Source organism: Lentzea sp. NPDC037011, assembly GCF_055607425.1.
Genome location: NZ_JBVJRT010000001.1, coordinates 235,756 through 257,731, shown reverse-complemented (window position 1 = coordinate 257,731; position 21,976 = coordinate 235,756). Strand labels below are relative to the sequence as shown.

The following is a 21,976-nucleotide window of genomic DNA, read 5'->3' as shown; positions in this document are numbered from 1 at the left end:
CCGTGCCCAGCCCTGTTGAGCCCAACCAGGTCGAGCTCCCCGCAGAGGACACCGACTCGCTCACCCCGCAGCAGCGGGTCGCGCCCACCTGGACCGAGTCGCTCGCCCGCACCCTGAGCAGACCGTTCGGCGGTCCGCTGGGCCGGCACGCGCAGGTCGGGCGGCACTGGTTCTGGTCGGCGCTGCGGGTGGTGCTGCTGCTCGCGGTGCTGACGCTGCTGCTCGGGTACCTGCAGAAGTCGCCGTGCATCCAGCAGTACGTGGACGAGAAGGGGCAGGTGCAGCTGGACTGGCGGGGGAGCAAGCAGTTCACGGCGCTCTGCTACTCCGACACCGTGCCGCTCTACACGGCGGAGCGGCTGGACCAGCGCGGGTCGTTCCCGTACATCACCTCGTGGAAGGACGACGAGGGCAAGCCGACCGAGCACGTCCGCTACATGGAGTACCCGGTGGTCACGGGGCTCTTCCAGTGGCTGAACGCGCGGGTGGCGCAGGGGCTCGCGGTGCTGGTGCCGGGGCTGCCGATGACGGTGATCGTGTACTTCAACGTCACGGCGTTCTGGCTGGCGGTGGCGTGGCTGATCACGGTGTTCTCGGTGGCGCGGATCGCGCGGCGGCGGATGTGGGACGCGGCGATCGTGGCGGTGTCACCGCTGGTCGTCGTGCACGCGTTCACGAACTTCGACACGATCGCGACCGCGTTCGCCACGGCCGGGTTGCTGGCGTGGGCGCGGAAGAAGCCCGTGCTGGCCGGTGTGCTGCTCGGGCTCGGCGGTGCGGCGAAGCTGTACCCGTTGTTCCTGCTGGGGCCGATCCTGCTGCTGTGCTGGCGTTCGCAACGGCTCAAGGCCGGTTTCGCCGCCACCGCGGCGGCCATCGGGGCGTGGGCGCTCGTGAACGCGCCGATCGCGTTGAACCCGGCGTCGCACACGGGCTGGAAGGAGTTCTTCCGGCTCAACACCGAGCGCAACGCCGACCCGGACACTCTCTACAACGTGCTGGTGCAGTGGACCGGGTGGCAGGGCTTCGACCCCGGTCTCACCCAGGGGCAGGCGCCGACCGTGCTGAACACGGTCAGCATGGTGCTGTTCATCGTCTGCTGCGCCGGGATCGCGTACGTGACCCTGTCGGCACCGACGCGGCCGCGGCTCGCGCAGCTGTCGTTCCTGGTCGTGGCGGCGTTCCTGCTGACGAACAAGGTGTGGAGCCCGCAGTACTCGCTGTGGCTGGTGCCGCTGGCGGTGCTCGCGCTGCCGCGGTGGAAGCTGCTGCTGGCGTGGATGACGGTCGACGCGCTCGTGTGGGTGCCGCGGATGTACTTCTACCTGGGCACGGAGAACAAGGGGCTGCCGATCGACTGGTTCCTCGGTGCCGTGCTGCTGCGCGACGCCGCGGTCATCGGGTTGTGCGTGCTGGTCCTGCGGGAGATCTACCACCCGGAGCGCGACCGGGTGCGGATGGCGGGCGACGACCCGTTGGCGGGCGTGCTGGAGGACGCGCCGGACCGGCAGCTCGTCACACCCGCACGAGGCGAGCCATCGCACCGAATGCGGACGCGTTCGGATGCAGGTGATCACCGGAGTCGAACTCCGGACGCAGTCTGAGCGGGTCGGCGGGGTCGCGCAGCGCGGCGTCGAAGTCGATCACGCCGGGGACGTTGGCGCGAATCCACGCATTGGTCCTCAGGCGCTGCTGCTCGCGTTCCTCCGTCCAGTTGACCCAGCCGCGCCACGGCGTGATCGTGCCGACGACGACGGGCACGCCCTCGTTGCGGCACCGCAGCTGGACGGTGCGGATGCCGGCGATGACGTTGTCCGCGCTGATGCCGTTCTGGATGTCGTTGATGCCCGCGAGCAGCACGACCTTGCGCACCTCCGCGCTGAACAGGACGTCCCGTTGGAGGCGGGTGATCATCGGGGCGTCACCGGTCAGCAGGCCGTTGCCGCTGATGCCCGCGTTCAGGACGGCGTAGTCGGTGCGCACCATGGACGGCCACGTGCCGGTGGAGTTCCCCTCGGTGATCGAGTCGCCGAACATCACCACGGCGCCCGGTGCGGTGAACCCGGCGACCTCGACGGCCGACACGAGGCAGACGTGGTCGCGTGCGGAGGTGATCGTGCGCAGTGCGCGCGCTTGGCACGGTGTACCCGCCGGTGCGTAGGTGGTGATCTCCAGCGTTCGCGTGACGGCCAGTTGCACGGGATCGCTGTAGACCTCGGATCGGGCCCTCATCAGCACGCCGCGCGCGCCGCGGAACGTGAGCTCGCGCGTCTCGCCGTTCGCGGTGACGGCGACCCGGTCGACCCGGACCGGCTTGATGCCCATGAGGTTCGACAGCCGCACCCGGACCGCCGTTCCGCCCGCGGTGAGGTCGACGGTCGTGCGCACGACCTGGTCCGGTGTGGCCGCCGAGAGGGTGGGCACCGCCTGCCACACCGGCAGCCAGCGCACCGGCGCGCCCCGGTCGTGCGCGCCGGAGGCACCGCAGACCAGCAGCAACGCCAGCACGATGATCACCCTCACGGGTGCAGTGTGCGGCTGATCAGCGTTCCGCGGCTACGGCTCCGCGGAGGAACTTCCGGTCGTCGGGCTGTTCGTCCTCGGTCACGTCCCTCGCCCTGAGGAACACGATGAACAACGCCACCAGCAGCGCGGCCCGGCCCCACACGCCGATCATCACGGCCTGCGCGGAGAAGCTGTCGTAGATCCCGGCCGGCTGCCCGAACTCGATCGCCCAGAACCAGCGGAAGATCCCGATCCCCATCGCCAGGTCGACGACGAAGTAGGCGAACGACCAGACCAGCGGCACCCGCATGAGCACCAGGAACGGCACCAGCCACAGCGTGTACTGCGGCGAGTGGACCTTGTGCAGCAGCATGAACCCGCACATCATCGCGGCCGACACCGCGATCCACGGGTAGCTGCCCTCGCGCCGGAACCGCAGCCAGCCGTACCCGGCGGCGACGCCGAACGAGACGAGCATCAGGATCGGCGAGATGACGCCGACCAGCGACTGCATCGCGTCGTCGCCGATGAACGGCCGCAGGCCCCAGTACCAGATCGAGTTCGTGGTGATGTCGACCCGGCGCTGGCCCTGGAACTCGAACGACGCGAGCCAGCCGTCGTAGCCGGCGATGGCGAACGGCAGGTTGACCAGCACGACCGTGCCGATCGAGGCCAGCGCGACCCTGACCGCGCCGGCGACGTCGACCTTCTTGCCCGCGCGCAGGACGCGTTCCGGCAGCTCCTGGCCGCGCAGGCCGCCGGTCGCGACGAACAGCATCAGCGGCAGCACGAAGATCGCCGGGTAGACCTTGAACGCGAACCCGAGCCCGAGCAGCACGGACGCCACCGTGGCGCGTTCGACCAGCGGCCGGTTCCAGCGGTGCACCACGTAGACCGCGGCCACCGAGCACAGCACGACCGGCAGGTCCCAGTTGTGGAACGCGTACAGCACGAGCGGCGGCCCGATCGCCCACAGCAGGGCGCGCCAGCGGGCGAGCTTGCCCAGCAGGTAGCCGGTGAGCAGGCCGAACGGCGCCATCAGCAGCGACGAGTAGAGCAGGTACTCCGCGTCGTTGTGCGCGAAGATCGCGCCCGCCCAGATCAGCAGGCCGCTGAGCACCGGGTACTCGACGGAGCCGCCGATGAGGATGCCCTGCTCGTTGATCGCGCCGTCGACGTAGGGGAAGACGTGCCGGTCGATGTCGCGCCCGATCCAGAGGTGCTGGATGTCGGAGTAGCAGACCTCTTCCTTGTTGCGCTCGTCGTAGTCGGGCTGCGTGCGGCCCCACTGGTCGAACGCGGGACCGGTGCAGCGGTCCTTGTTGGCGAAGCCCAGCAGCAGCGTGAGGCCGCAGAGCAGCACGAGCACGGCCAGTGCCGCCCTGCCGAAGCGGTGCGCGGAGCCCGCGGCATCACCTCGGTCGGGCGTCACGCTCACCACCTCGTGCACGCTGTTCACCGGCCGGCGCGGTCGCGCAGGAACGCGATGTCGTCGGCTTGGCCCTCGTCCGGCGTCTCCACCACGACCGGGCATCCGGCACTGGCGACCACGGCCACCAGTTGATCTGCGTCGATCGTGCCAGTCCCGATGTTGTCGTGCCGATCGCGGGACGAGCCGAACTCGTCGCGCGAGCTGTTGAGGTGCACCAGGTCGATCCGCCCGGTGATCGCTTTCACCCGTTCGACGATGCCGACGAGGTCCTCACCCGCGGCGAACGCGTGGCAGGTGTCCAGGCAGAAGCCCGCGCCGAATTCGCCTACCGCGTCCCAGAGCAGCTTCAGCGAGTCGAACGTGCGCGCCATCGCACCGTCGCCGCCGGCGGTGTTCTCGATCAGCACCGGCACGGCGAACCCGCCCTCCGCGACCTGCCGCTCGAAAAACTTGCGCCAGTTCGCGAAGCCCTCTGCCGGGTCCTCGCCCTTGGTGACGTGCCCGCCGTGCACGACCAGGCCCTTCGCACCCACGGCGGCGGCGGCTTCCGCGTGCTGGACCACGTTCTTGCGGCTGGGAATCCGGATCTTGTTGTTCAGCGACGCGACGTTGATCAGGTACGGGGCGTGGACGAACACCTCGAGGTCGGAGGCGAGCAACGCCTCCGCGTGCGGATGAGGCTTCGGCTTCTTCCACCCCTGCGGGTCGGACAGGAAGAACTGGACGACCTCGGCACCGCGTTCGGCCGCGGCGCCGACCGGGTCGTCGTCGCGGACATGTGCCCCGATGCGCATGACCACGAGGGTAGTCGGCACGCCTGACGCCATCGCAGCCGCCGCCGATAGGAGTAATTGCGAAAACCGGGGGTGGCTCGCGTCACCACCAGGACCTACGGTCGTTACTTGAGAGTAGGTAACGAGGTGAGACAGGGGTGCACATGCGACTGCTGAGCGTCACGACCGCGACGCTGCTGGCGCTGGCCTCCGCTTCGGTGGGCCTGGTCCCGGCGACGGCGGCGGAACCCATCGTCGTGGGCAGCTGCGCGACCTCGGTGCAGGGCGTGCCCGGTCAGCCCGTCTCGCTGAGCCCGGCCGCGGTGGTGCAGCCGGTGACCGACCTCGTCCGCGCCGTGCCGGTGCTCGGCCCGCCGCTGGTCAAGCCGTTCCAGGACGGCTTCGCGCAGGCCAAGCCCATGCCGATCGGCGTCGTCCAGGTCGGCACGACGACCATCAGCGGCGCGACCATCGCGAACGCGGTGATGGTCGAGGTGCGCAAGATCCCGCTGCTCGGCCCGATCCTCGTGACCCTCGACCAGACCGTGCGCCAGACGCTGTCCGCCGGCTGCAAGGTGGTCGTGACCGGCGTCAACCAGGTCAGCGCGCCGATCCAGGACGGCAGCAAGGCGATCGCCGACGCGTCCCAGAACGCCGCGCCGCAGCTGCCCGGCCAGCAGAAACCGCCTGCTCAGCAGCCCCAGCCCCAGCCGGGCACGAACCCCGGGACCCAGCCGGGCACCAACCCCGGTGTCCTGCCCGGCTCCCCGGCCGGCACGCCGATCAACCGCGACTTCTCCCTGTACTCGCTCGGCACGAACTTCGGCCGCGTGCCGCTGTTCAGCTACGGCTCGCTGCCGTTCGCGATGCCCGGCCTCTACTCGCCGTCGCCCGGTGTGCGGTACGGCTCGCAGGTGCCGCGCGCGTCCAGCGGCAACGGCCTGGACGAGGCGGTGCAGACCGCGGGCCGCGCCACCGCGCTGCCCAGGACGTCCGGCCCCGGCGGCGTCGGCCTCCCCGTGCTGGTCGCGGTGCTGCTGCTGGCCTGCGTGACGGGCGCGCTGGTGCGGACCTGGGTGCTGCGCCGCACCCCTGCGTAGTCGTTGGACGCGCTCTGTTAACCTTCTTCAGTTGCTGACGCGACGACCCTCCTGCCACGGAAAGCCCGTGGCCGCGAGTCCACAGGAGGTGAGTGGTCCTCATGCGTCATTACGAAGTGATGGTCATCCTCGACCCCAGTCTCGACGAGCGCACGGTTGCGCCGTCTCTCGACACGTTCCTCAACGTCATCCGCACCACGGGCGGCAACGTTGAGAAGGTCGAGGTGTGGGGCAAGCGCCGGTTGAGCTTCGAGATCAACAAGAGCAGCGAGGGCATCTACGCGGTGCTCGACCTGACCTCGACGCCGGACGCGGTGAAGGAACTGGACCGCCAGCTCGGTCTGCAGGAGACGGTGCTCCGGACGAAGGTCCTGCGCCGCGAGCCCGCCAAGGCCGCCAAGTTGGCCGCCAAGGCCGCGGCGAAGGCGGACGCCAAGTCGGCCAAGTCGGCGGCCAAGGCCGCTGCCAGGGCCTGACGAACCTCGATTAGGGGAGCTCCCAAGACATGGCTGGCGAGACGACGATCACGGTGGTCGGGAACCTGACCGCCGACCCGGAACTCCGCTTCACCCAGAGCGGTGCCGCGGTGGCGTCCTTCACGGTCGCCTCCACGCCCCGCACCTTCGACCGCCAGTCCGGCGAGTGGAAGGACGGCGAAGCGCTGTTCCTGCGGTGCAACGTGTGGCGGCAGGTCGCCGAGAACGTGGCCGAGTCGCTCACCCGCGGTTCACGCGTGCTCGTCTCCGGACGGTTGCGCCAGCGTTCCTTCGAGACGAAGGAAGGCGAGAAGCGCACTGTCGTGGAGCTGGAGGTCGACGAGATCGGCCCCTCGCTGCGCTACGCGACCGCGAAGGTCAACAAGGTCAGCCGTGGAGACGGCGGCGGTGGCGGCGGCTTCGGCGGCGGCGGCGGTCAGCAGTCTCGTGGCGGCGGTGGCGCACCCGCGGACGACCCGTGGGGTTCCGCCCCGCCGGCCGGCTCGGGTGGTTTCGCCGACGAGCCCCCCTTCTAGACCGCTGCACCGGTCATCCAGAACCTGATCACTGCGTATTCCAGGAGTTAGAGACACATGGCCAAGCCGCCTGTGCGCAAGCCCAAGAAGAAGGTTTGTGCCTTCTGCAAGGACAAGAGCGCGAACCTGATCGACTACAAGGACACGACGCTGCTTCGGAAGTTCATCTCCGACCGCGGCAAGATCCGTGCCCGCCGCGTCACCGGCAACTGCTCGCAGCACCAGCGCGACGTCGCTGTTGCGGTGAAGAACGCCCGTGAGATGGCGCTGCTGCCCTACACCTCGACCGCCCGCTAAGAGAAGGGAACTCCTGCGATGAAGCTCATCCTCACCGCTGACGTTTCCGGCCTTGGCGCTCCCGGCGACGTCGTCGAGGTCAAGGACGGCTACGGCCGCAACTACCTGCTCCCGCGCGGTCTCGCGATCGTCGCGACCCGCGGTGCGCAGAAGCAGATCCAGGTCATCACCCGTGCGCAGGACAACCGCCGCGTGCGCGACCTGGACCACGCCAAGGAGATCAAGGCCAAGCTCGAGGGCCTCGACGGCGTGACGCTGACCGCGAAGGCTGCGGCCGGCTCCAACAAGCTGTTCGGCTCGATCACCACCGCCGACGTGGCGGCGGCGGTCAAGAAGTCCGCGGGTGGCCTCACCCTGGACAAGCGCGCCATCGAGCTGCCGGGTCACATCAAGACCACCGGCAAGCACTCGGTGACGGTTCGCCTCCACCCGGAGGTCACCGTCGCGCTGCCGCTCATCGTCACCGCGGCCGAGTAAGACCGCTCGACGAAGCTCGGGGACATCCCGTCAGGGATGGTCCACACGTGCTCGTTTGCAGAAGCGCCGCTCATCCGGAATGCTCCGGGTGGGTGGCGCTTTCGCTCGTTCGGACCAGCGGAGTTCTGTCCACGTCCTGTGGATAAACGCAGGGTCCGGCCACCTGGCGACACGCCGAAGAAGGTGTTTCTCGCGACACGCCGGGGCTGTGGCGCACAACTTTTTCCACAAGTTGTACACAGCCCTTGAGCTGGGGTTATTTCTGTCACTCCACCGGTTGTCAACAGGTTGTCCCCAGCGCCTTGGTCCCTGTGGGCAACCATCCACAAGTTGTCCCCCAGTTGTCCACAGGGCGATCCACACGCTGGTTTGCTTGCTCCGGACGGGGCCCTCTAGCGTCGCAGCGCGGGCAGGACCATCGCACAGTGTGGCCGCCCGGAATTGTCGGTGCCGCGCGGTACAACTAGGTGGCAGGCACCGGCTCTCGACGTCTTCGCAGGGGTGATTCAGCAGTGGCGTTGGTCGACGACCGGGGTATGGCGGAGCCCAGTTTCGAACGTCAGCCGCCGCAGGACCTCGCCGCTGAGCAGTCGGTGCTGGGCGGCATGTTGCTGTCCAAGGACGCCATCGCGGACGTGATCGAGGCGCTCGCGCCCAACGACTTCTACCGCCCCGCCCACCAGGCCATCTACGACTGCATCCTCGACCTCTACGGCCGCGGTGAGCCGGCCGACCCGATCACGATCTCCGCCGAGCTCGAACGGCGCGGCGAGCTGCTGCGCGTCGGTGGCGCGCCGTACCTGCACACGTTGATCGCGACGGTGCCGACGGCGGCCAACGCCGGGTACTACGCCGAGATCGTGGCCGAGAAGGCGGTGCTGCGCAGGCTGGTCGAGGCGGGCACGCGCATCGTGCAGCTGGGGTACAACGGCGCGGAGGGCGCGGACGTCGACGAGGTGGTCGACCGCGCGCAGTCGGCGATCTACGAGGTCACCGACCGCCGCACGACCGAGGACTACTCGGTGCTGGAGGACCTGCTCCAGCCGACGATGGACGAGATCGACGCCATCGCCTCGCGCGGTGGCCAGTCGCTGGGCATCCCGACCGGCTTCGCCGACCTCGACGAGCTGACGAACGGCCTGCACCCCGGCCAGATGATCATCGTCGCGGCCCGGCCGGGTGTCGGCAAGGCGCTCGCCCTGGACACCCCGCTGCCCACGCCGTCCGGCTGGACGACGATGGGCGCCGTGGGCGCCGGCGACTTCCTGATCGGCGCCGACGGCCGGCCGACCCGCGTGGTCGCCGCGACCGGGGTGATGACCGGCCGCCCGTGCTTCGAGGTGGCGTTCTCCGACGGCACGGTGATCGTCGCCGACGCCGAGCACCAGTGGCTGACCGAGTCGTGCAGCGAGACCGGTGGGTTCTGGGCGATCCGCACGACGCAGCAGCTGTTCCACCGCGTCGGCGAGTGCCGCGTGTTCATCCGCATGTCGGCCGCCTGGGAGCTGCCCGCCGCCGAGCTGCCGCTCGCGCCCTCCGCGCTGGGGAAGTTCCTGTCCGGCCTGGGCGAGCTGGAGCTGACCGACGAGGAGCTGCGCACGGCCAAGGAGCTGGGCGTCGCCGACGAGCCGCACATCCCGGCCGCGTACCTGCGGGCGTCGCGGGCCCAGCGCTCCGAGCTGCTGGCCGCTCTGCACGTCGACGGCCGGTTCGCGCGGCTGCGCCGGGACGTGGACGAGCTGATCGCCGGTCTCGGTGAGCACGCGCAGGTGGAGATCGTGGCGGTGCGCCCGGTCGCGTCCGTGCCGGTGCGGTGCGTGGAGGTCGACAACCACGACCACCTGTACCTGGCCGGCGAGACGATGATCCCGACCCACAACTCGACGCTGGGTCTCGACTTCGCCAGGTCGTGCTCGGTGAAGCACGGCCTGACCAGCGCCATCTTCAGCCTGGAGATGAGCAAGACCGAGATCGTGATGCGCATGCTCTCCGCGGAGGCGCGCATCCGCCTCGGTGACATGCGCGGTGGCAAGATGAGCGACGACGACTGGACCCGTCTCGCCCGCCGGATGAGCGAGATCAGCGAGGCGCCGCTGTTCGTCGACGACAGCCCGAACCTGACGATGATGGAGATCCGCGCCAAGGCCCGCCGGCTGAAGCAGCGCCACGACCTCAAGCTCGTCGTCGTCGACTACCTCCAGCTGATGAGCTCCGGCAAGCGCTCCGAGTCCCGCCAGCAGGAGGTCTCGGAGTTCTCCCGGTCGTTGAAGCTGATCGCCAAGGAGCTCGAGGTCCCGGTCATCGCGATCTCCCAGCTGAACCGCGGTCCGGAACAACGCACCGACAAGCGCCCGATGCTCTCCGACCTGCGTGAGTCCGGCTCCCTGGAGCAGGACGCCGACATGGTCATCCTGATCAACCGCCCGGACGCCTGGGAGCGCGACGACCCCCGCGCCGGCGAGGCCGACCTGATCATCGCGAAGCACCGCGCCGGTCCCACCGCCACGATCACCGTCGCGCACCAGCTGCACTACAGCCGCTTCTCCGACCTCGCCCAGCAGTGACGTCCCGCTGAACGACCGGTGGGTCACGTGTACCGAGAACCCGCACACCCGCCGGTGGTCCGCCCGGCAGCACCCGCCGACATCCCGGCGCTCGTCGCGTTGCGCCTGGCGAACGCCGCCCGGCACGTCGCCCTGGCACCGGACGACTTCCGCGTGCCGGACGCCGGGGCGGTGCGCCGCCACTTCGCGCTGACGCTGGGGTCGTCGCTGATCACGGTCGCCGAGGTCGGTGGCGCGGTGGTCGGCATGGCGGAGGTCGTGCTGCTCCCGCCGCCGCCCGACCACCAGATCCTGGTGCCGCGGACCGGCGCCGACATCCACACGGTCGTGCTCGACACCCACCGCGGGCAGGGCATCGGCACCGCACTGGTGGCCGCCGCGGAGCAGGTCGCCGCAGCTCACGGGGTCACCGCGCTGCACGCCGTCATCTTCGCGACGAACGCTCCGGCCGTGTCGTTCTACTCGTCGCGCGGCTTCACCCCGCGCGGCACGATGCTCAGCAAGTCCGTTCCGCCGCGGCGATGACCACCGGCGGTACGGCGCTACCGGTCGCGCGGGTGCAGCCCGCGTAGCGCCGTGTCCACCACCTGGTCGGCGTACTCGCTGGTCAGCGGGCCGTTGCGGTGCAGCCAGCGGTTGAGGACCGGGCCGAACACCAGGTCCACGGCGACGTCGAGGTCGACGTCGCCGGCGAGCTGGCCCGCGGTCTGGGCGGCGCGCAGCCGGGCCTTCTTCAGCTCGCGCATCGGGCCGTCGAGCCGGTGCGCGTAGTCGGCGGCGAGGGCCGGGTCGTGGACGATCTCGGTGTGCATGGCGCGCATGGCCTGGTCGAAGCGCGGGTCGTTCAGCTCGTCGACGGTGGCCCGCAGGACCAGCTTGAGGTCCGCCGCCAGGTCACCGGTGTCGGGCAGCGCCGCGGCCTCGCCCTCGCCGGCCAGTGCGAGGAAGGCGTCGAAGAGCAGCGCGCCCTTCGAGGACCACCACCGGTAGATGGTCTGCTTGCCGACGCCCGCCGCCTGGGCGATGCCCTCGATGCTGAGCTTGGCGTAGCCCACCTCGCCGACGAGGTCGATGGCGGCGCCGAGGATGGCCCTGCGTGCGGTCTCGCTGCGGCGGCTGGGGTCCGGGGCGACCTTCGTGGGCATGGCGGTCACCCTAGCGCAGAATGAGACGAGACGGTCCGTCTTGACAAGCCGATCTGACGCAGTGCATGCTCCTCCCATAAACGAGACGGAACGGTTCGTCTCGTCACTGCGAAGGAGACCGCATGGAAGCCCCCACTCGCGTCTGGTTCGTCACGGGCGCAAGCCGCGGTCTCGGCCGCGCGTTCACCGAGGCCGCTCTCGCCGCCGGTGACCGGGTCGTCGGCGCGGCCAGGGACATCGCACCGCTGGCCGACCTCGCCACCCGGCACCCGGACCGGCTGCTCGCGCTGGACCTGGACGTCACGGACCGGTCCGCGGTCTTCGCCGTCGTCGACCGGGCGGTCGCGCACTTCGGCCGGCTCGACGTCGTCGTCAACAACGCCGGCGCGCTGTTCGCCGGGATGGTCGAGGAGTTCACCGAGGAGGAGGCCCGCGCCCAGCTGGACGTCAACTTCTTCGGCGCGCTCTGGGTGAGCCAGGCCGTGCTGCCGCACCTGCGCCGGCAGGGCAGCGGTCACGTCCTGCAGGTCTCCAGCATCGGCGCGCTCAGCGGCTTCCCGAGCACCGGCCTGTACAGCGCCAGCAAGTTCGCGCTCGAAGGCATGAGCGAAGCACTCGCCGCCGAGGCCGCGCGGTTCGGCGTCAAGGTCACCATCGTCCAGCCGGGCGGGTACTGGACCGACCTCTACACCAGCAGCAGGGCCACCACCCCGGACCCCGCCTACGACGAGCTGCGCGCGGAGCTGGAGGAGCAGTGGGCAGAAGGCTCGATCGACAGCGAACCGCGCCTGGCCGCCGAGGCGGTGATGACCCTCGTCGACAGCGACGACCCGCCGTTGCGGCTGCTGCTCGGCAGCATGGTCTACGACCTGGCGTTCGACCTCTCCCGGCACCGCATGGACACCTGGGCGGCCTGGGAGCAGACCAGCCGCGCGGCGGAGAAAGCCGTCCCCGCACCCGTGACACACGGGTGACTTCGCTGGTCAGCGGCCGGTTCGTGGACTGGACACGGCTTGTGCTGCACGACCCGTTCACGGGCCTGCCCGGCTACGCGCTGCTGCTGGACCGCCTGGAGCAGTCGCTCGTCCGTGCCCGCACCCGCGGCACCCTCGTGACGCTCGTCCTCGTCACCGCACCGACCTCGCTGCTGGAGGCGGCGCGGACCCTGCGCGCGGGGCTGCGCCCGGACTTCACGGTGGCCCGGTACCGCGACGACACCCTGGCCGTGCTCGCCGACCACGACTTCGGCGACGGCTCGCCGATCGCGTCGCTGGTGCGGCAGCTCGTGGGCGAAGGCGCCCGCGTCCACTGGGTGACGAGCGACGGGGACACGCCCGTCGAGGAGGTCATCGCGACCGCCGAGCAGCACTGACCCCGAACAGCACCGAGCCCCGGTGACACCGTCGTGTCACCGGGGCTCGGCTTTTCACCGGAGGAGGGTGTGGAGCAATCCGGGCGAACCCGGGGTGATCTTACGGGGTCGTACGACCCTTACAGCGTGCCCGCAACGCGGTCGAACACGTTGCCCGGCTTGAGGTGCGCGATCGCCGGAGCGGTCACGGGCAGCCCCGGCATGGAGCGCTCACGCGCCGGAACCAGAGCGGCGGTCGGGTTCAGGTTCAGACCCGAGACGTTGGTCGGACGGGTGGTGGGAAGGACGGGCACCGAACGCTCGGTCGGGATCGGCAGCGGGACGGGCAGCGCCGGCATGGCCGGAGCGGTCACCGGCAGCGACGGCACCGAGCGCTGGGTCGCGGTGCCGGGGAGCACCTTCTTCGCGGCCTCCAGCACCTGCGCGAGCGGCAGGCCCTGGATGTTCGGGGCCACGTTCGCGGCGTTCTGGCCCACCGGCAGCTCCGCGCGCTGCTTGGCGAGCTTGGTCACCGGCAGCTGACCCACGGGCAGCTTGCCGACCGGGAGCTTGGTCACCGGCAGCTGACCGACGGGCAGCTTGCCGACGGGCAGCTTGCCGACGGGGAGCTTGCCGACCGGGAGCTGACCCGCGGGGAGCTCGCGGACGGGCAGCTGGCCCACCGGGAGCTGGCCCACGGGCAGCTGACCGATCGGGAGCTGGCCCACGGGGAGCTGGCCGATCGGCAGCTGACCGGTCAGACCGGTGATGCCGCCGAGGCCGCCGAGCGAGGGCAGCGTGTTCACGGGCAGGCCCTTGAACGACGGGACGCCGCTGTACGAGGGGATCTCGGTGGCGCCCATGAGCATGTCGACGCCCTGGGGGAGCTCGATGCCCTTGAGCTCGGTGGCCCGCAGCGTGTCGGTGTCCTCACCGGTGAGCTGCGTGTCGTCGCTGGTGCCGCCGGTGAAGGCCTGGCCGACCAGCTCGACGGGGATGCGGCGGACGCTGGCTGCGGCCTCCGCGGGAACGGTCATCTCGCGGCCGGCCAGCGGGCCTTCGCCCAGGGTGTCGGTCTGACCGCCGGCCTGCGTCTCCGAGTCCTTCTCGGTCCAGGTCGAGGCCGAGCCCGCGGCCGCGATGGCGTCCGCGTAGGGCTGCACGGCCGCGTTGGCCGGCACGTGGAGCAGGTTGCCGGAGACCGAGCCGTCCTTGCCCGAGGTCTGCGAGTCCTCGCCGGCCTGGACCTGGGTGTCGGTGTCGCTGTCCGAGGTGGCGATGCCCGCGGCCGAGATCGTGTTGCCGGGCACCGGCACGAACGGGGTGGCCTGCGCGCCGAGCAGGTTGCCCGCCAGCGAGCCGCGCTCACCGGTGCTGCGGACGTCGCCGCCCGCCGCCGACTTGAGGTCGTTGGTTGCGGTGGAGTTGACGTTGCTGCCGCCGCCGACCGACCAGCCCATGACCTGGGTGGCGGACGCGACCGGCGCCGAGATGGCGTTGCCGCCGATGGAGCTCTGCTGGCCGTCGGTCTTGGCGTCGCCACCGGCCTGCATGTCGGTCGCGTTGTCGGCGTGCGCCTCGTTGTTGCCGACGAGGGTGACGCCGTCGCCGAAGACCTGAGCCGGCGTCGAGGTCGGGGCCTGGATGATGTTGCCGGAGACCGAGGACTTCTGGCCGCTCGCCTTGGGGTCGTCGCCCGCGCGGACCCTGGTGTCGTTCGCGCTGGTCGACGTGGTGTTGCCGACCAGGCCGGCCGTGTCGCCGAAGACCTGCGCGGCCACGGCGGTCGGCGCGGTGATGATGTTGGACGAGACGGTGCCGCGGTCGTCCACGGTGTTCGGCTCACCGGTGGAGCGGATGTCCTTGACCTCGTCCGCGGAACCGGTGGCCTGGCCACCGACGGTCGCGGCGGCGCCGTACAGCTCGGCGGGCGCGGCGAGCGGGGTCTGCGCCACGTTGCCGGACAGGACCGAGTCGTCACCGGTCGTGCCCTGGTAGCCGCCGGTGCCGGAGTCCACGTCGTTGACGCAGGTGCCGACGGACTGGCCGGCACCGGAGGCACCGTTGCCGCACACGTCCACGGCCGTGGCCGGCGGGACGTTCGCGACGTTGCCGGACAGGACCGAGTCGTGGCCCTTGGTCCAGTTGTTGCCACCCGCGGCCGACTCGGCGGTGTTGGTGTGGTCGGCACCGCTGTTGCCGACGAGCGACGCGGCGTTGCCACCGGCCGAGACGGGCAGCGAGATCGGGGTGTCGGCGATGTTGCCCGAGACCGAGGAGCCGTTGCCCGCGGTGTTGGTGTTGCCACCGGCGAAGGACTGGTTGACCGTCTCGCTGGTCGCGTAGGAGTTGCCGCCCACGCCACCCGCGTTGTCGCTGATCGTGACCGGGCCGGCGAGCGGCGTCTTCGCGACGTTGCCCGCCAGGGTGGCCGGGTCGCCGTCGGTCCAGACGCGGTCGCCGGCGTGAGCCGTGCCGGACTGCGTCGAGTGGGTGTCGGCGTTGCCCGCTCCGGCGGCCGAGTTGCCGTTCACCTCGAACAGCGGGGCCAGCGGGACCTGGCCCGCGTTGCCGGACAGCGTGCTGTCCTTGCCGCTCGTCCGCATCATGCCGTTCGACTCGGCAACGGTGTCCGCGGTGGAGCGGGACTCGGCGATGCCGCCGGCGCCCACGGCGTTGCCGGTCACCTGGAGCGGGGTCGCGCCCTGCTCGGCGAGGATGTTGCCGGAGATGGAGCCCTTGTCACCGTTGGTGGTGATGTTGCCGCCGGTCGTACCGGTCTGGCGCGCGGTGGTGTCGTTGGCGGCGTTGCCGCCCGCGGCGATCGAGTTGCCGGTGACCTGCGCGGGCAGGACGTGGTTGACGCCCACGACGTTGCCGGCGAGCGCCTGGCGCTCACCCGTCGTCGTGACACCGCCCTTGCGGCTCACGCTCTGCTCGCAGTCGGCGCTCGTCGCACCGTCGGCCAGAGCCGAGACCTGGTTGCCGCAGACGGTGACCGGCACGTCGGCGTACGCCTGGAGCCTGTTGCCGCGGGCGTTCTGCGTGGCGGTGTCCTGCAGGCGTCCGCTCATCGAGCGGAACAGCGGGTTGGCGACCGGGGCGTCCGCCCTCGACGGCACCGCGCTGGTGACGCGGTCCGTGCTGACCGTGCGGTCGACCTTCGGAACGTTCAGGTCCCTGGCCGGCGTGGCCAGGTTGTTCTGGTCGATCTTGACCGGAACGGAGGCACCCGCGTCGACGACCGGAGGAGCTGCATCCGGGTTGACGTTCTCCTGGGCAGAAGCGATGCCCGTACCGAGCATCAGCAAACCACCAGTGACAAACGCGGACTGGATTCCGCGCTTTGCCCAGGTCTGCATTCGATCTCCTTCCAAAGCCCCTGTTGTCAGGGGGGTTACGGGGGGTGGGCCGGACGCGTGGGGATCGCGTCATCACCGGGGGAGAGCACGCGGTGCCGACCGGAAGGAGCGCATGAAAAAAAGCGCGACGGTCGACTTCCGGACAGCCGGGGAGTGGGCTGCCGCGGACCGCGCGCTGAAATCAGTCGGGGGTGGTACCAGGCTGCTTGCCCGGCTTCACGGACACCTCGGCGGTGGACGGCGCGAGAGCGCTCGCCACAGCGGTGTCGTGAACGGAGCCAGGAGCAGCGAAGGCAGCCTTGTTGCTGCCGCCAGCAGCACCCGAGCCGTCGGAACTGCACGTGCAGTGCACCGGCGCGGGGGCCGGGACAGGCAGTTCGGGGGACGGGTCTGCGGGCAGGGACGGGTGCTGCGCCGAGGGCACCACGAGGTGGCGCGTCTCGAGCAGCTTCGTCCAGGTAGCACCGGAGGGGCCGGTGAGCTGCGAAATCACCTTCGCGACCGGCGACTGTCCGGTCTCGGGGGCGTCCGCCGGCGTCGCCACGTACGTCACGTCCTCTGCCCGCGCGACCGCGGGAGTGGTGGGCGTGACGACCGTGGTGACTCGGGGCAGGACCCGCTCGGTGATCTGTTCGACCGCCTGCTGGACCTGCACCTGCGGCAGGGCATCGCGTGCCTTCTCGTGCTCGGCGCGCAACGCTTCGTCGATCTTGTGGACGGCCTCGGCGGCGGGGACGACGACCGGCAGCTTCTCGTCCACGGTGGCGATCTTGGTCACCACGTCGAACTGCTCCGCGTCGTCGGCCGCGTGTGCCGCGGTCGTCGAGAGCACCCAGGCGACGGCCGTGCCCGCGACCGCTCCACCGACGGCGAGCAGCGCTCGGGTGGCGAACCGGCGGATGCCGTTCGCTCCCGTCTTCGCTCGCAGACCGGCAGAGGACAACGCGGGAACCTCGCTACTTTCGGGGGCACTCGGGGAAGTTCGCCGACGACCAACACGATCAAGCCGACGCCGCGACTCTGCCAGCCGCGGCGCCCCGAACGCACGCCCAGAGCGTCCGATTAACTACATCGTGTGACGATCACACCCGCTTCAACACGCGTGCCGCACCGGCCGCCGCGGTGGAGGCGAGCACCCAGCCCACGGCGATGAGCAGCGCCGAGACCCATTGCGACGCACCGGTGAACTGCCACTTGCCGTCGTGGCCGAAGTCGATGATCGGGATCAGCAGGTCGAGCGCGAGGAGAGCGGCGTTCCACACCGGGTCCTCGTCCTTGTTGAGCTTGACCAGCGGGTGCCAGGTGAACCACAGCGCACCGCCCAGCCAGAACACGCCCAGCCAGCAGATCGCGAGCCACGGCCGGTAGCCGTACCCGACGGTCCACCGCTGCACCGCGCCCCAGACCCGGCCGGCCCTGCCCAGCTCGGAGTAGCGGCGGCGTTGCTTCTCCAGCTGGACCTTCTGCGCGAGCTCCTCCTCGCCGCCCTGCTGGTACACGGCGGCCAGCTGCTCGTACGGTCCGGGCGCGAAGTCGGGCTGCACCTTGCGCAGCCACTGCAACCGGGTGTCCACCGACACGTCGGGGTCGGCGGTGATGCCGTCGAAGGTGAAGTCGTCGACGGCGACCCCGCCCTCCGCGTCCCACAGCCCGGGGCCGTCGGTGACCGACACGGCCTTCAGCCGGCTCAGCACGATCTTGCCCTTGGGCTGCTGCCCCTCGGGGATGTGCAGGCGGAACTGGTGGACGGTGAGCCCGTAGGCGTTGAGCGCGATGTCGGCCGCGGTGGAGCCGAGGTGCGAGTCGCTGAACGTGGCCATCTTGCCGACCTCGCCCAGCCGGATCCGCACGCCGCCGACGGCGGTGAACCCGCGGCTGCACAGCAGGTCCTTGCCGATCGTGATGGCACGGGCGTCGAGCGACGGCTTCTGCGTGCCGTTCGGTCGCAGCCGCGGCAACGTCAGCGAGGCGCCGGAGAGGTCGAGCGTGGAGCCGATGTTCGCGTTCTGCAGCCGGATCGAGCCCTTCGCCCTGAGCTCGCGCAGGAAGAGCGTGCCGCCGATCTCCAGCCGGTCGGCGAACAGGACGTCGATGCCGGGGCCGTGCAGCGAGACGCCGGACATGCTGGCGCTGCCCTGGATGTGCGCGTTGGACAGCCGGACCTGGCCGTAGGTCTGCAGTGCGGGCGAGCGCAGGCCGGAGCCGTTGGCCGCGCTGCGGGCCTCGACGTCGCCGCGCACCTGCATGCCGTCGGCGTGCAGGGCGACCGGGATGCGGTTGGTGATGTCGCCCGCGAGCTCCTCCGCGAGCTCGCGCGGTCCGATCACCGCGCCGGACAGCCGCAGGTACCCGCCGATGCTCGCGTTCGGCAGCCGCACGGTGCCGGTGCTGGTGAAGCCGTCGTCGAGCTCGACGTTGCCCTCGACCCGGATGCGGTCGCCCACGAGCGTCGCGGCCTCGTCGGCCAGTCCGTGCGGCAGGACGAGCACCTGGTGGTCGACCCGGTGGGCGGAGTTCAGCCGGGCGCCGGTGAACTCGAGGTTGCCGCCGACGCGGGCGCCGTCGAACAGCACCCGGCCGTCCGCGCTGAACCGGCCGCCCTCCGCGTTGCAGAAGACGTTGCCCGTCACCACGATCCCGGACGCCTCCAGCGCGTCCCTGCCGCTGTTGACCAGCCGCGCGCCGCCGAGGTGGACGCTGCCGCCGATCGCCGCACCGCGCAGCCGCACCTCCCCGTTGGCCCGCAACGCGATGGCCTGGACGGACCCGCTCACCCGCAGCCGCGCGCCGAGCAGCGCGTGGTCGGTGGTGCTGCGCAGGACGGCACCGGCCAGCCGCAGCGTCCCGTCGACGGCGGCGTCGGTGAGGTCCACTGTGCCGGTGCAGGTGAACCCGGCCTCGAGGACGAGGTCGCTGAACACCCGGAGGTTGCGGCCCTGGATGCCGGGAACGCGGGTGCCGCGCAGCCGCAGGCCGATCAGCCGGGCCATGCGGAGGTCCAGCGGTTCCTGGAAGGTGCAGTGCGTCAGGTCGATGACCCGCGTGACGCGAGTGCCTTCCAGCTCGAACTTCCCGGTCACACGGGCGTTTTGAAGTCGCAGAGCGGGTAATCCCTTGCGCGGCACCCGGTACATGCCGGTCAGCAACCCGGTGAGCACCTCGCCGCGCACGCTCTGCCCGGTCAGGTCGATCTCGGTGCCACCCGCGTAGGCCCCGGCGACCTGGCGTTCGACCTCGGTCAAGTCTTCCGGCTTGATCACTTCGTCCTCCCCCGACGAACCGGATCATCCCTTCCGGGTTCCGCCTTCGCCAGGGTCCGAACAGTTAACGTGAGGCACGTGAGCGCACCGGAGTCGGAGATCAGCAGCCGCGTCCCCAGGCTGCTGAGGGTCAGCGCTGCCCTGAGCTGGCGCTTCGTCGTTGTGGTGGCCGCGTTGTACGTGGTCGCGTACGTCCTGGGCTACCTCGCCTCCATCGTGATCCCCGTCGCAGTGGCGCTGCTGCTGGCCGCCCTGCTCTCGCCCGGCGTGGCGAAGCTGGTCGAGTGGCGGGTCCCGCGCGGTGTCGCGACGACGGTGATGATGATCATCGGCATCGGCGTGCTCGGCGGCGTGCTGACGTTCGTGATCAGCGAGTTCTCCCGCGGCCTGCCCGAGCTGCAGACGCAGGTGTCGGCCTCGCTCGACACCATCCAGCAGTGGCTGAAGGACGGCCCGGCGCACCTGTCCGACGCGCAGTTGCAGGGCTACCTCAACGACCTCGTGAAGACGATCAAGGACAACCAGACCGAGATCACGTCCGGCGCGCTCACCACGGCGGCCACCCTGGGCGAGGCGTTGACGGGCCTGCTCCTGGCGCTGTTCACGCTGATCTTCTTCCTGCACGACGGCGACGGCATCTGGAAGTTCGTGACCCGCGCGTTCCCGCGCGACGTCCGCCCCCGCGTCGACGTCGCCGGCCGCCGCGGCTTCGCCTCCCTCGTCTCCTACGTGCGCGCGACGGCGGCGGTCGCGGTCGTGGACGCCGTGGGTGTCGGCATCGGCCTGGCGATCATCGGGGTGCCCCTGGTCGTGCCGCTGTCGGCGCTGGTGTTCCTCGGCGCGTTCATCCCGATCATCGGTGCGGTGTTCACGGGCGCGGTGGCGGTGTTGATCGCGCTGGTGACCAACGGCCCGATCGCGGCGCTCATCGTGCTGGCGGTGCTGATCGGCGTGATGCAGCTGGAGTCCCACGTGCTGCAACCGATCCTGCTCGGCCGCGCGGTGAAGCTGCACCCGCTGGCGGTCGTGATCGCGATCGCCGTCGGGTTGGTGGCGGGCGGCATCGCCGGTGCGCTGCTCTCGGTGCCGTTGCTGGCGGTGCTGAACTCCGGCATCCGGTCGCTGCTCTCGGACGCGGACTCGGAGCAGAAGCCGGAGAAGGTGGACGTGCTGGAACCGCAGGAGACCGCGCCGCGGGACGACCGGAGCGAGCGGCAGAGGGAGCTGTAGGCCGCGGTCAGGCCATCGAGCGCGGCAGGAAGGTGAGCGGTCCAAGGGCATGCGCGCCGGTTACACCGGCGTGCACGTGCGTGAAAGGACCGTTCAAAAGCTCTGTTCGGTGAGCAAGGCGGTCGGGTTGCACGAATGCCGGACCTTCACAAGCGCGACGACTGCAGCGGCTTCCTGTCCGCTGCTGTCTTTGCGACTCCTTGCGCGCTTTGCACCACGTGGAGGTGAACCACGGCACCACGAACCACGCCTGAGCTTCAGGCCATCGAGACCAGGTTGCGGCCGTACGCCTTCGCGGCCAGCAGAGCCGCGTCGGCCGCCACCAGCAGGTCCGGCAGCTCGTAGCCGAAGCGGCTCGTCGTCGACACGCCGATGCTCACGGTCAGGCCGCGCAGCTCGTGCGGTTTGCCGTCGGTGCCCATGGTCGGCACGCGCAGGGCGGCCACGGCCTTGCGCACGCGTTCGGCGACGGACTCGGCCTCGTCGGGGGTGGCTTCCGGCAGCAGGACCACGAACTCCTCGCCGCCGAAGCGGCCGACCAGGTCGCCGCGGCGGACGGTGCCGCGCAACAGCAGGGAGATCGCGGCCAGTGCGGCGTCGCCGGCGAGGTGGCCGACCTCGTCGTTGACGCGCTTGAAGTGGTCGAGGTCGAGGAGCATCACGGCCATGGGGCGGGTGCGGGTGGCGCCCTTGGTGAGCTCGTAGCGGGCGCGGCTGTCCCAGTGGACGGCGTTGGCGAGGCCGGTCTTCGCGTCGCGTTGGGCGGAGCGGCGCCATTGGGGGAGTTGCGCGGCTCGTTCCAGCAGGGCCAGGGGCGGGCCGGCGATGAGGGCGTGGATGGCGTTCGCCTCGGCGACGCAACCCATCAGGCCGCCGATGGAGACGGCCACGATGCCGAGGACCGCGTCGATGGGTTCGCCGACGTTCTCCTCGAAGGTGTCGGACGGGCGGCGGAGCTTCAGGCCCACTGCGATCAGGGCGGCGCGCAGGACGAGCAGGACGGTCGCGGCGAAGACCATCATCGGCAGGCCCGCGTGGGGGTTGGTCCAGCCGAGCAGGTAGCGGGTGACGAAGACGGACAACGCGGTCGCGCTCAGCGTGAAGACCCAGCGGTGGCTCTCCGGGCGCTGGGTGAGCAGGCAGTGCAGCGCGGGGCCGAAGAGCAGCAGCACCAGCAGGTTCGGCGGCAGGGCGAGGATGCCCGCGGTCAGGTAGGAGAGGTGCGCTGCCCACGGGTTGCGCTCCGTCTCGCCCATGCGGTGGCTGTAGATGGAGCTGAGGATGACCACCGCGCCGGCCGTGCCCGCGATCGCGGCGAACCGGGCGATCTCGGAGGGCGACGGCTGTCCGGAAGAGACGATCACGTACGTCACGACCGCAAAAGCTGATCCGTCGATCAACAACCAGTAGCCGAGGGCAGGCCGTCGCAGTGTCCACACCGGCCAGTCGCGCACGTGTACTTGCCCTC

General features: G+C 70.5%; 19 protein-coding genes. 11 read left to right on the top strand and 8 right to left on the bottom strand.

Annotated features, from left to right (window positions below):
• Positions 1–2: 2 nt before the first annotated feature.
• The gene (locus ACZ7CH_RS01295; protein WP_360393903.1) at positions 3–1,604 is read left to right on the top strand and encodes a glycosyltransferase family 87 protein; all 1,602 of its coding nucleotides are present in this window, start codon (positions 3–5) and stop codon (positions 1,602–1,604) included.
• Here the strand turns inward: ACZ7CH_RS01295 and ACZ7CH_RS01290 are convergent.
• Genes ACZ7CH_RS01290 through ACZ7CH_RS01280 form a run of 3 tightly spaced genes read right to left on the bottom strand, consistent with a single transcriptional unit; the run spans position 1,516 to position 4,731 of the window.
• Positions 1,516–2,523: a GDSL-type esterase/lipase family protein gene (locus tag ACZ7CH_RS01290; RefSeq protein ID WP_458429866.1), complete on the bottom strand. Its 1,008-nt coding sequence runs from the start codon at positions 2,521–2,523 to the stop codon at positions 1,516–1,518. The genes ACZ7CH_RS01295 and ACZ7CH_RS01290 overlap by 89 nt on opposite strands.
• Positions 2,524–2,542: 19 nt before the next feature.
• Positions 2,543–3,937: a glycosyltransferase family 87 protein gene (locus tag ACZ7CH_RS01285; RefSeq protein WP_360393897.1), complete on the bottom strand. Its 1,395-nt coding sequence runs from the start codon at positions 3,935–3,937 to the stop codon at positions 2,543–2,545.
• 23 nt (positions 3,938–3,960) lie between these two features.
• Entirely contained in the window at positions 3,961–4,731 is a 771-nt protein-coding gene (locus ACZ7CH_RS01280; protein WP_360393894.1) for a deoxyribonuclease IV, read from the bottom strand.
• Positions 4,732–4,874: 143 nt separating this feature from the next.
• On the opposite strand from ACZ7CH_RS01280, the gene ACZ7CH_RS01275 reads away from it, so the two are divergent.
• The 7 genes from ACZ7CH_RS01275 to ACZ7CH_RS01245 all read left to right on the top strand — a co-directional run bounded on the left by ACZ7CH_RS01275 (position 4,875) and on the right by ACZ7CH_RS01245 (position 10,685).
• Entirely contained in the window at positions 4,875–5,810 is a 936-nt protein-coding gene (locus ACZ7CH_RS01275; RefSeq protein WP_470372920.1) for a hypothetical protein, read from the top strand.
• Positions 5,811–5,911: 101 nt separating this feature from the next.
• Positions 5,912–6,286, top strand: a complete 375-nt coding sequence (gene rpsF / locus ACZ7CH_RS01270; protein WP_360393888.1) for a 30S ribosomal protein S6 — start codon at positions 5,912–5,914, stop codon at positions 6,284–6,286.
• Positions 6,287–6,315: 29 nt separating this feature from the next.
• Positions 6,316–6,822, top strand: a complete 507-nt coding sequence (locus ACZ7CH_RS01265; RefSeq protein WP_065915547.1) for a single-stranded DNA-binding protein — start codon at positions 6,316–6,318, stop codon at positions 6,820–6,822.
• 57 nt (positions 6,823–6,879) lie between these two features.
• A complete protein-coding gene (gene rpsR / locus ACZ7CH_RS01260; RefSeq protein WP_030465683.1) occupies positions 6,880–7,119 on the top strand; it encodes a 30S ribosomal protein S18 in 240 nt (79 codons plus the stop codon).
• A gap of 18 nt (positions 7,120–7,137) precedes the next feature.
• Positions 7,138–7,596 carry a 50S ribosomal protein L9 gene (gene rplI / locus ACZ7CH_RS01255; RefSeq protein WP_360393883.1) on the top strand — a complete coding sequence of 153 codons (459 nt, stop codon included), beginning with the start codon at positions 7,138–7,140 and terminating at the stop codon, positions 7,594–7,596.
• Positions 7,597–8,132: 536 nt separating this feature from the next.
• Positions 8,133–10,160: a replicative DNA helicase gene (gene dnaB, locus ACZ7CH_RS01250; RefSeq protein WP_458429863.1), complete on the top strand. Its 2,028-nt coding sequence runs from the start codon at positions 8,133–8,135 to the stop codon at positions 10,158–10,160.
• Positions 10,161–10,187: 27 nt separating this feature from the next.
• Entirely contained in the window at positions 10,188–10,685 is a 498-nt protein-coding gene (locus ACZ7CH_RS01245) for a GNAT family N-acetyltransferase (protein WP_360393877.1), read from the top strand.
• Between the two features lie 17 nt (positions 10,686–10,702).
• Here the strand turns inward: ACZ7CH_RS01245 and ACZ7CH_RS01240 are convergent, their stop codons facing one another.
• Entirely contained in the window at positions 10,703–11,305 is a 603-nt protein-coding gene (locus tag ACZ7CH_RS01240) for a TetR/AcrR family transcriptional regulator (RefSeq protein ID WP_360393874.1), read from the bottom strand.
• A 122-nt stretch (positions 11,306–11,427) separates the two neighbouring features.
• Here ACZ7CH_RS01240 and ACZ7CH_RS01235 point away from each other — a divergent pair, with 122 nt between their 5' ends.
• Positions 11,428–12,279, top strand: a complete 852-nt coding sequence (locus ACZ7CH_RS01235; RefSeq protein ID WP_360393871.1) for an SDR family oxidoreductase — start codon at positions 11,428–11,430, stop codon at positions 12,277–12,279.
• Complete coding sequence (locus ACZ7CH_RS01230) at positions 12,276–12,677, top strand: nucleotidyl cyclase domain-containing protein (protein WP_360393868.1); 402 nt, start codon at positions 12,276–12,278, stop codon at positions 12,675–12,677. The genes ACZ7CH_RS01235 and ACZ7CH_RS01230 overlap by 4 nt, the downstream gene beginning before the upstream one ends.
• Before the next feature lie 119 nt (positions 12,678–12,796).
• On the opposite strand, the gene ACZ7CH_RS01225 is transcribed toward ACZ7CH_RS01230, so the two are convergent.
• From ACZ7CH_RS01225 to ACZ7CH_RS01215, 3 genes are all read right to left on the bottom strand, one after another.
• Positions 12,797–15,961 carry a beta strand repeat-containing protein gene (locus tag ACZ7CH_RS01225; RefSeq protein WP_470372919.1) on the bottom strand — a complete coding sequence of 1,055 codons (3,165 nt, stop codon included), beginning with the start codon at positions 15,959–15,961 and terminating at the stop codon, positions 12,797–12,799.
• A 238-nt stretch (positions 15,962–16,199) separates the two neighbouring features.
• Positions 16,200–16,961 (bottom strand): hypothetical protein, encoded by a 762-nt coding sequence (locus tag ACZ7CH_RS01220; RefSeq protein WP_470372918.1) that lies wholly within the window; start codon positions 16,959–16,961, stop codon positions 16,200–16,202.
• A gap of 139 nt (positions 16,962–17,100) precedes the next feature.
• On the bottom strand, positions 17,101–19,278 hold the full coding sequence (locus tag ACZ7CH_RS01215; RefSeq protein ID WP_360393859.1) for a translocation/assembly module TamB domain-containing protein: 2,178 nt from the start codon (positions 19,276–19,278) through the stop codon (positions 17,101–17,103).
• Positions 19,279–19,356: 78 nt separating this feature from the next.
• On the opposite strand from ACZ7CH_RS01215, the gene ACZ7CH_RS01210 reads away from it, so the two are divergent.
• Positions 19,357–20,508 carry an AI-2E family transporter gene (locus ACZ7CH_RS01210; RefSeq protein WP_360393856.1) on the top strand — a complete coding sequence of 384 codons (1,152 nt, stop codon included), beginning with the start codon at positions 19,357–19,359 and terminating at the stop codon, positions 20,506–20,508.
• A gap of 257 nt (positions 20,509–20,765) precedes the next feature.
• On the opposite strand, the gene ACZ7CH_RS01205 is transcribed toward ACZ7CH_RS01210, so the two are convergent.
• Positions 20,766–21,881, bottom strand: coding sequence for a GGDEF domain-containing protein (locus tag ACZ7CH_RS01205; protein WP_470372917.1), 1,116 nt, complete (start codon positions 21,879–21,881; stop codon positions 20,766–20,768).
• Positions 21,882–21,976 lie beyond the last annotated feature (95 nt).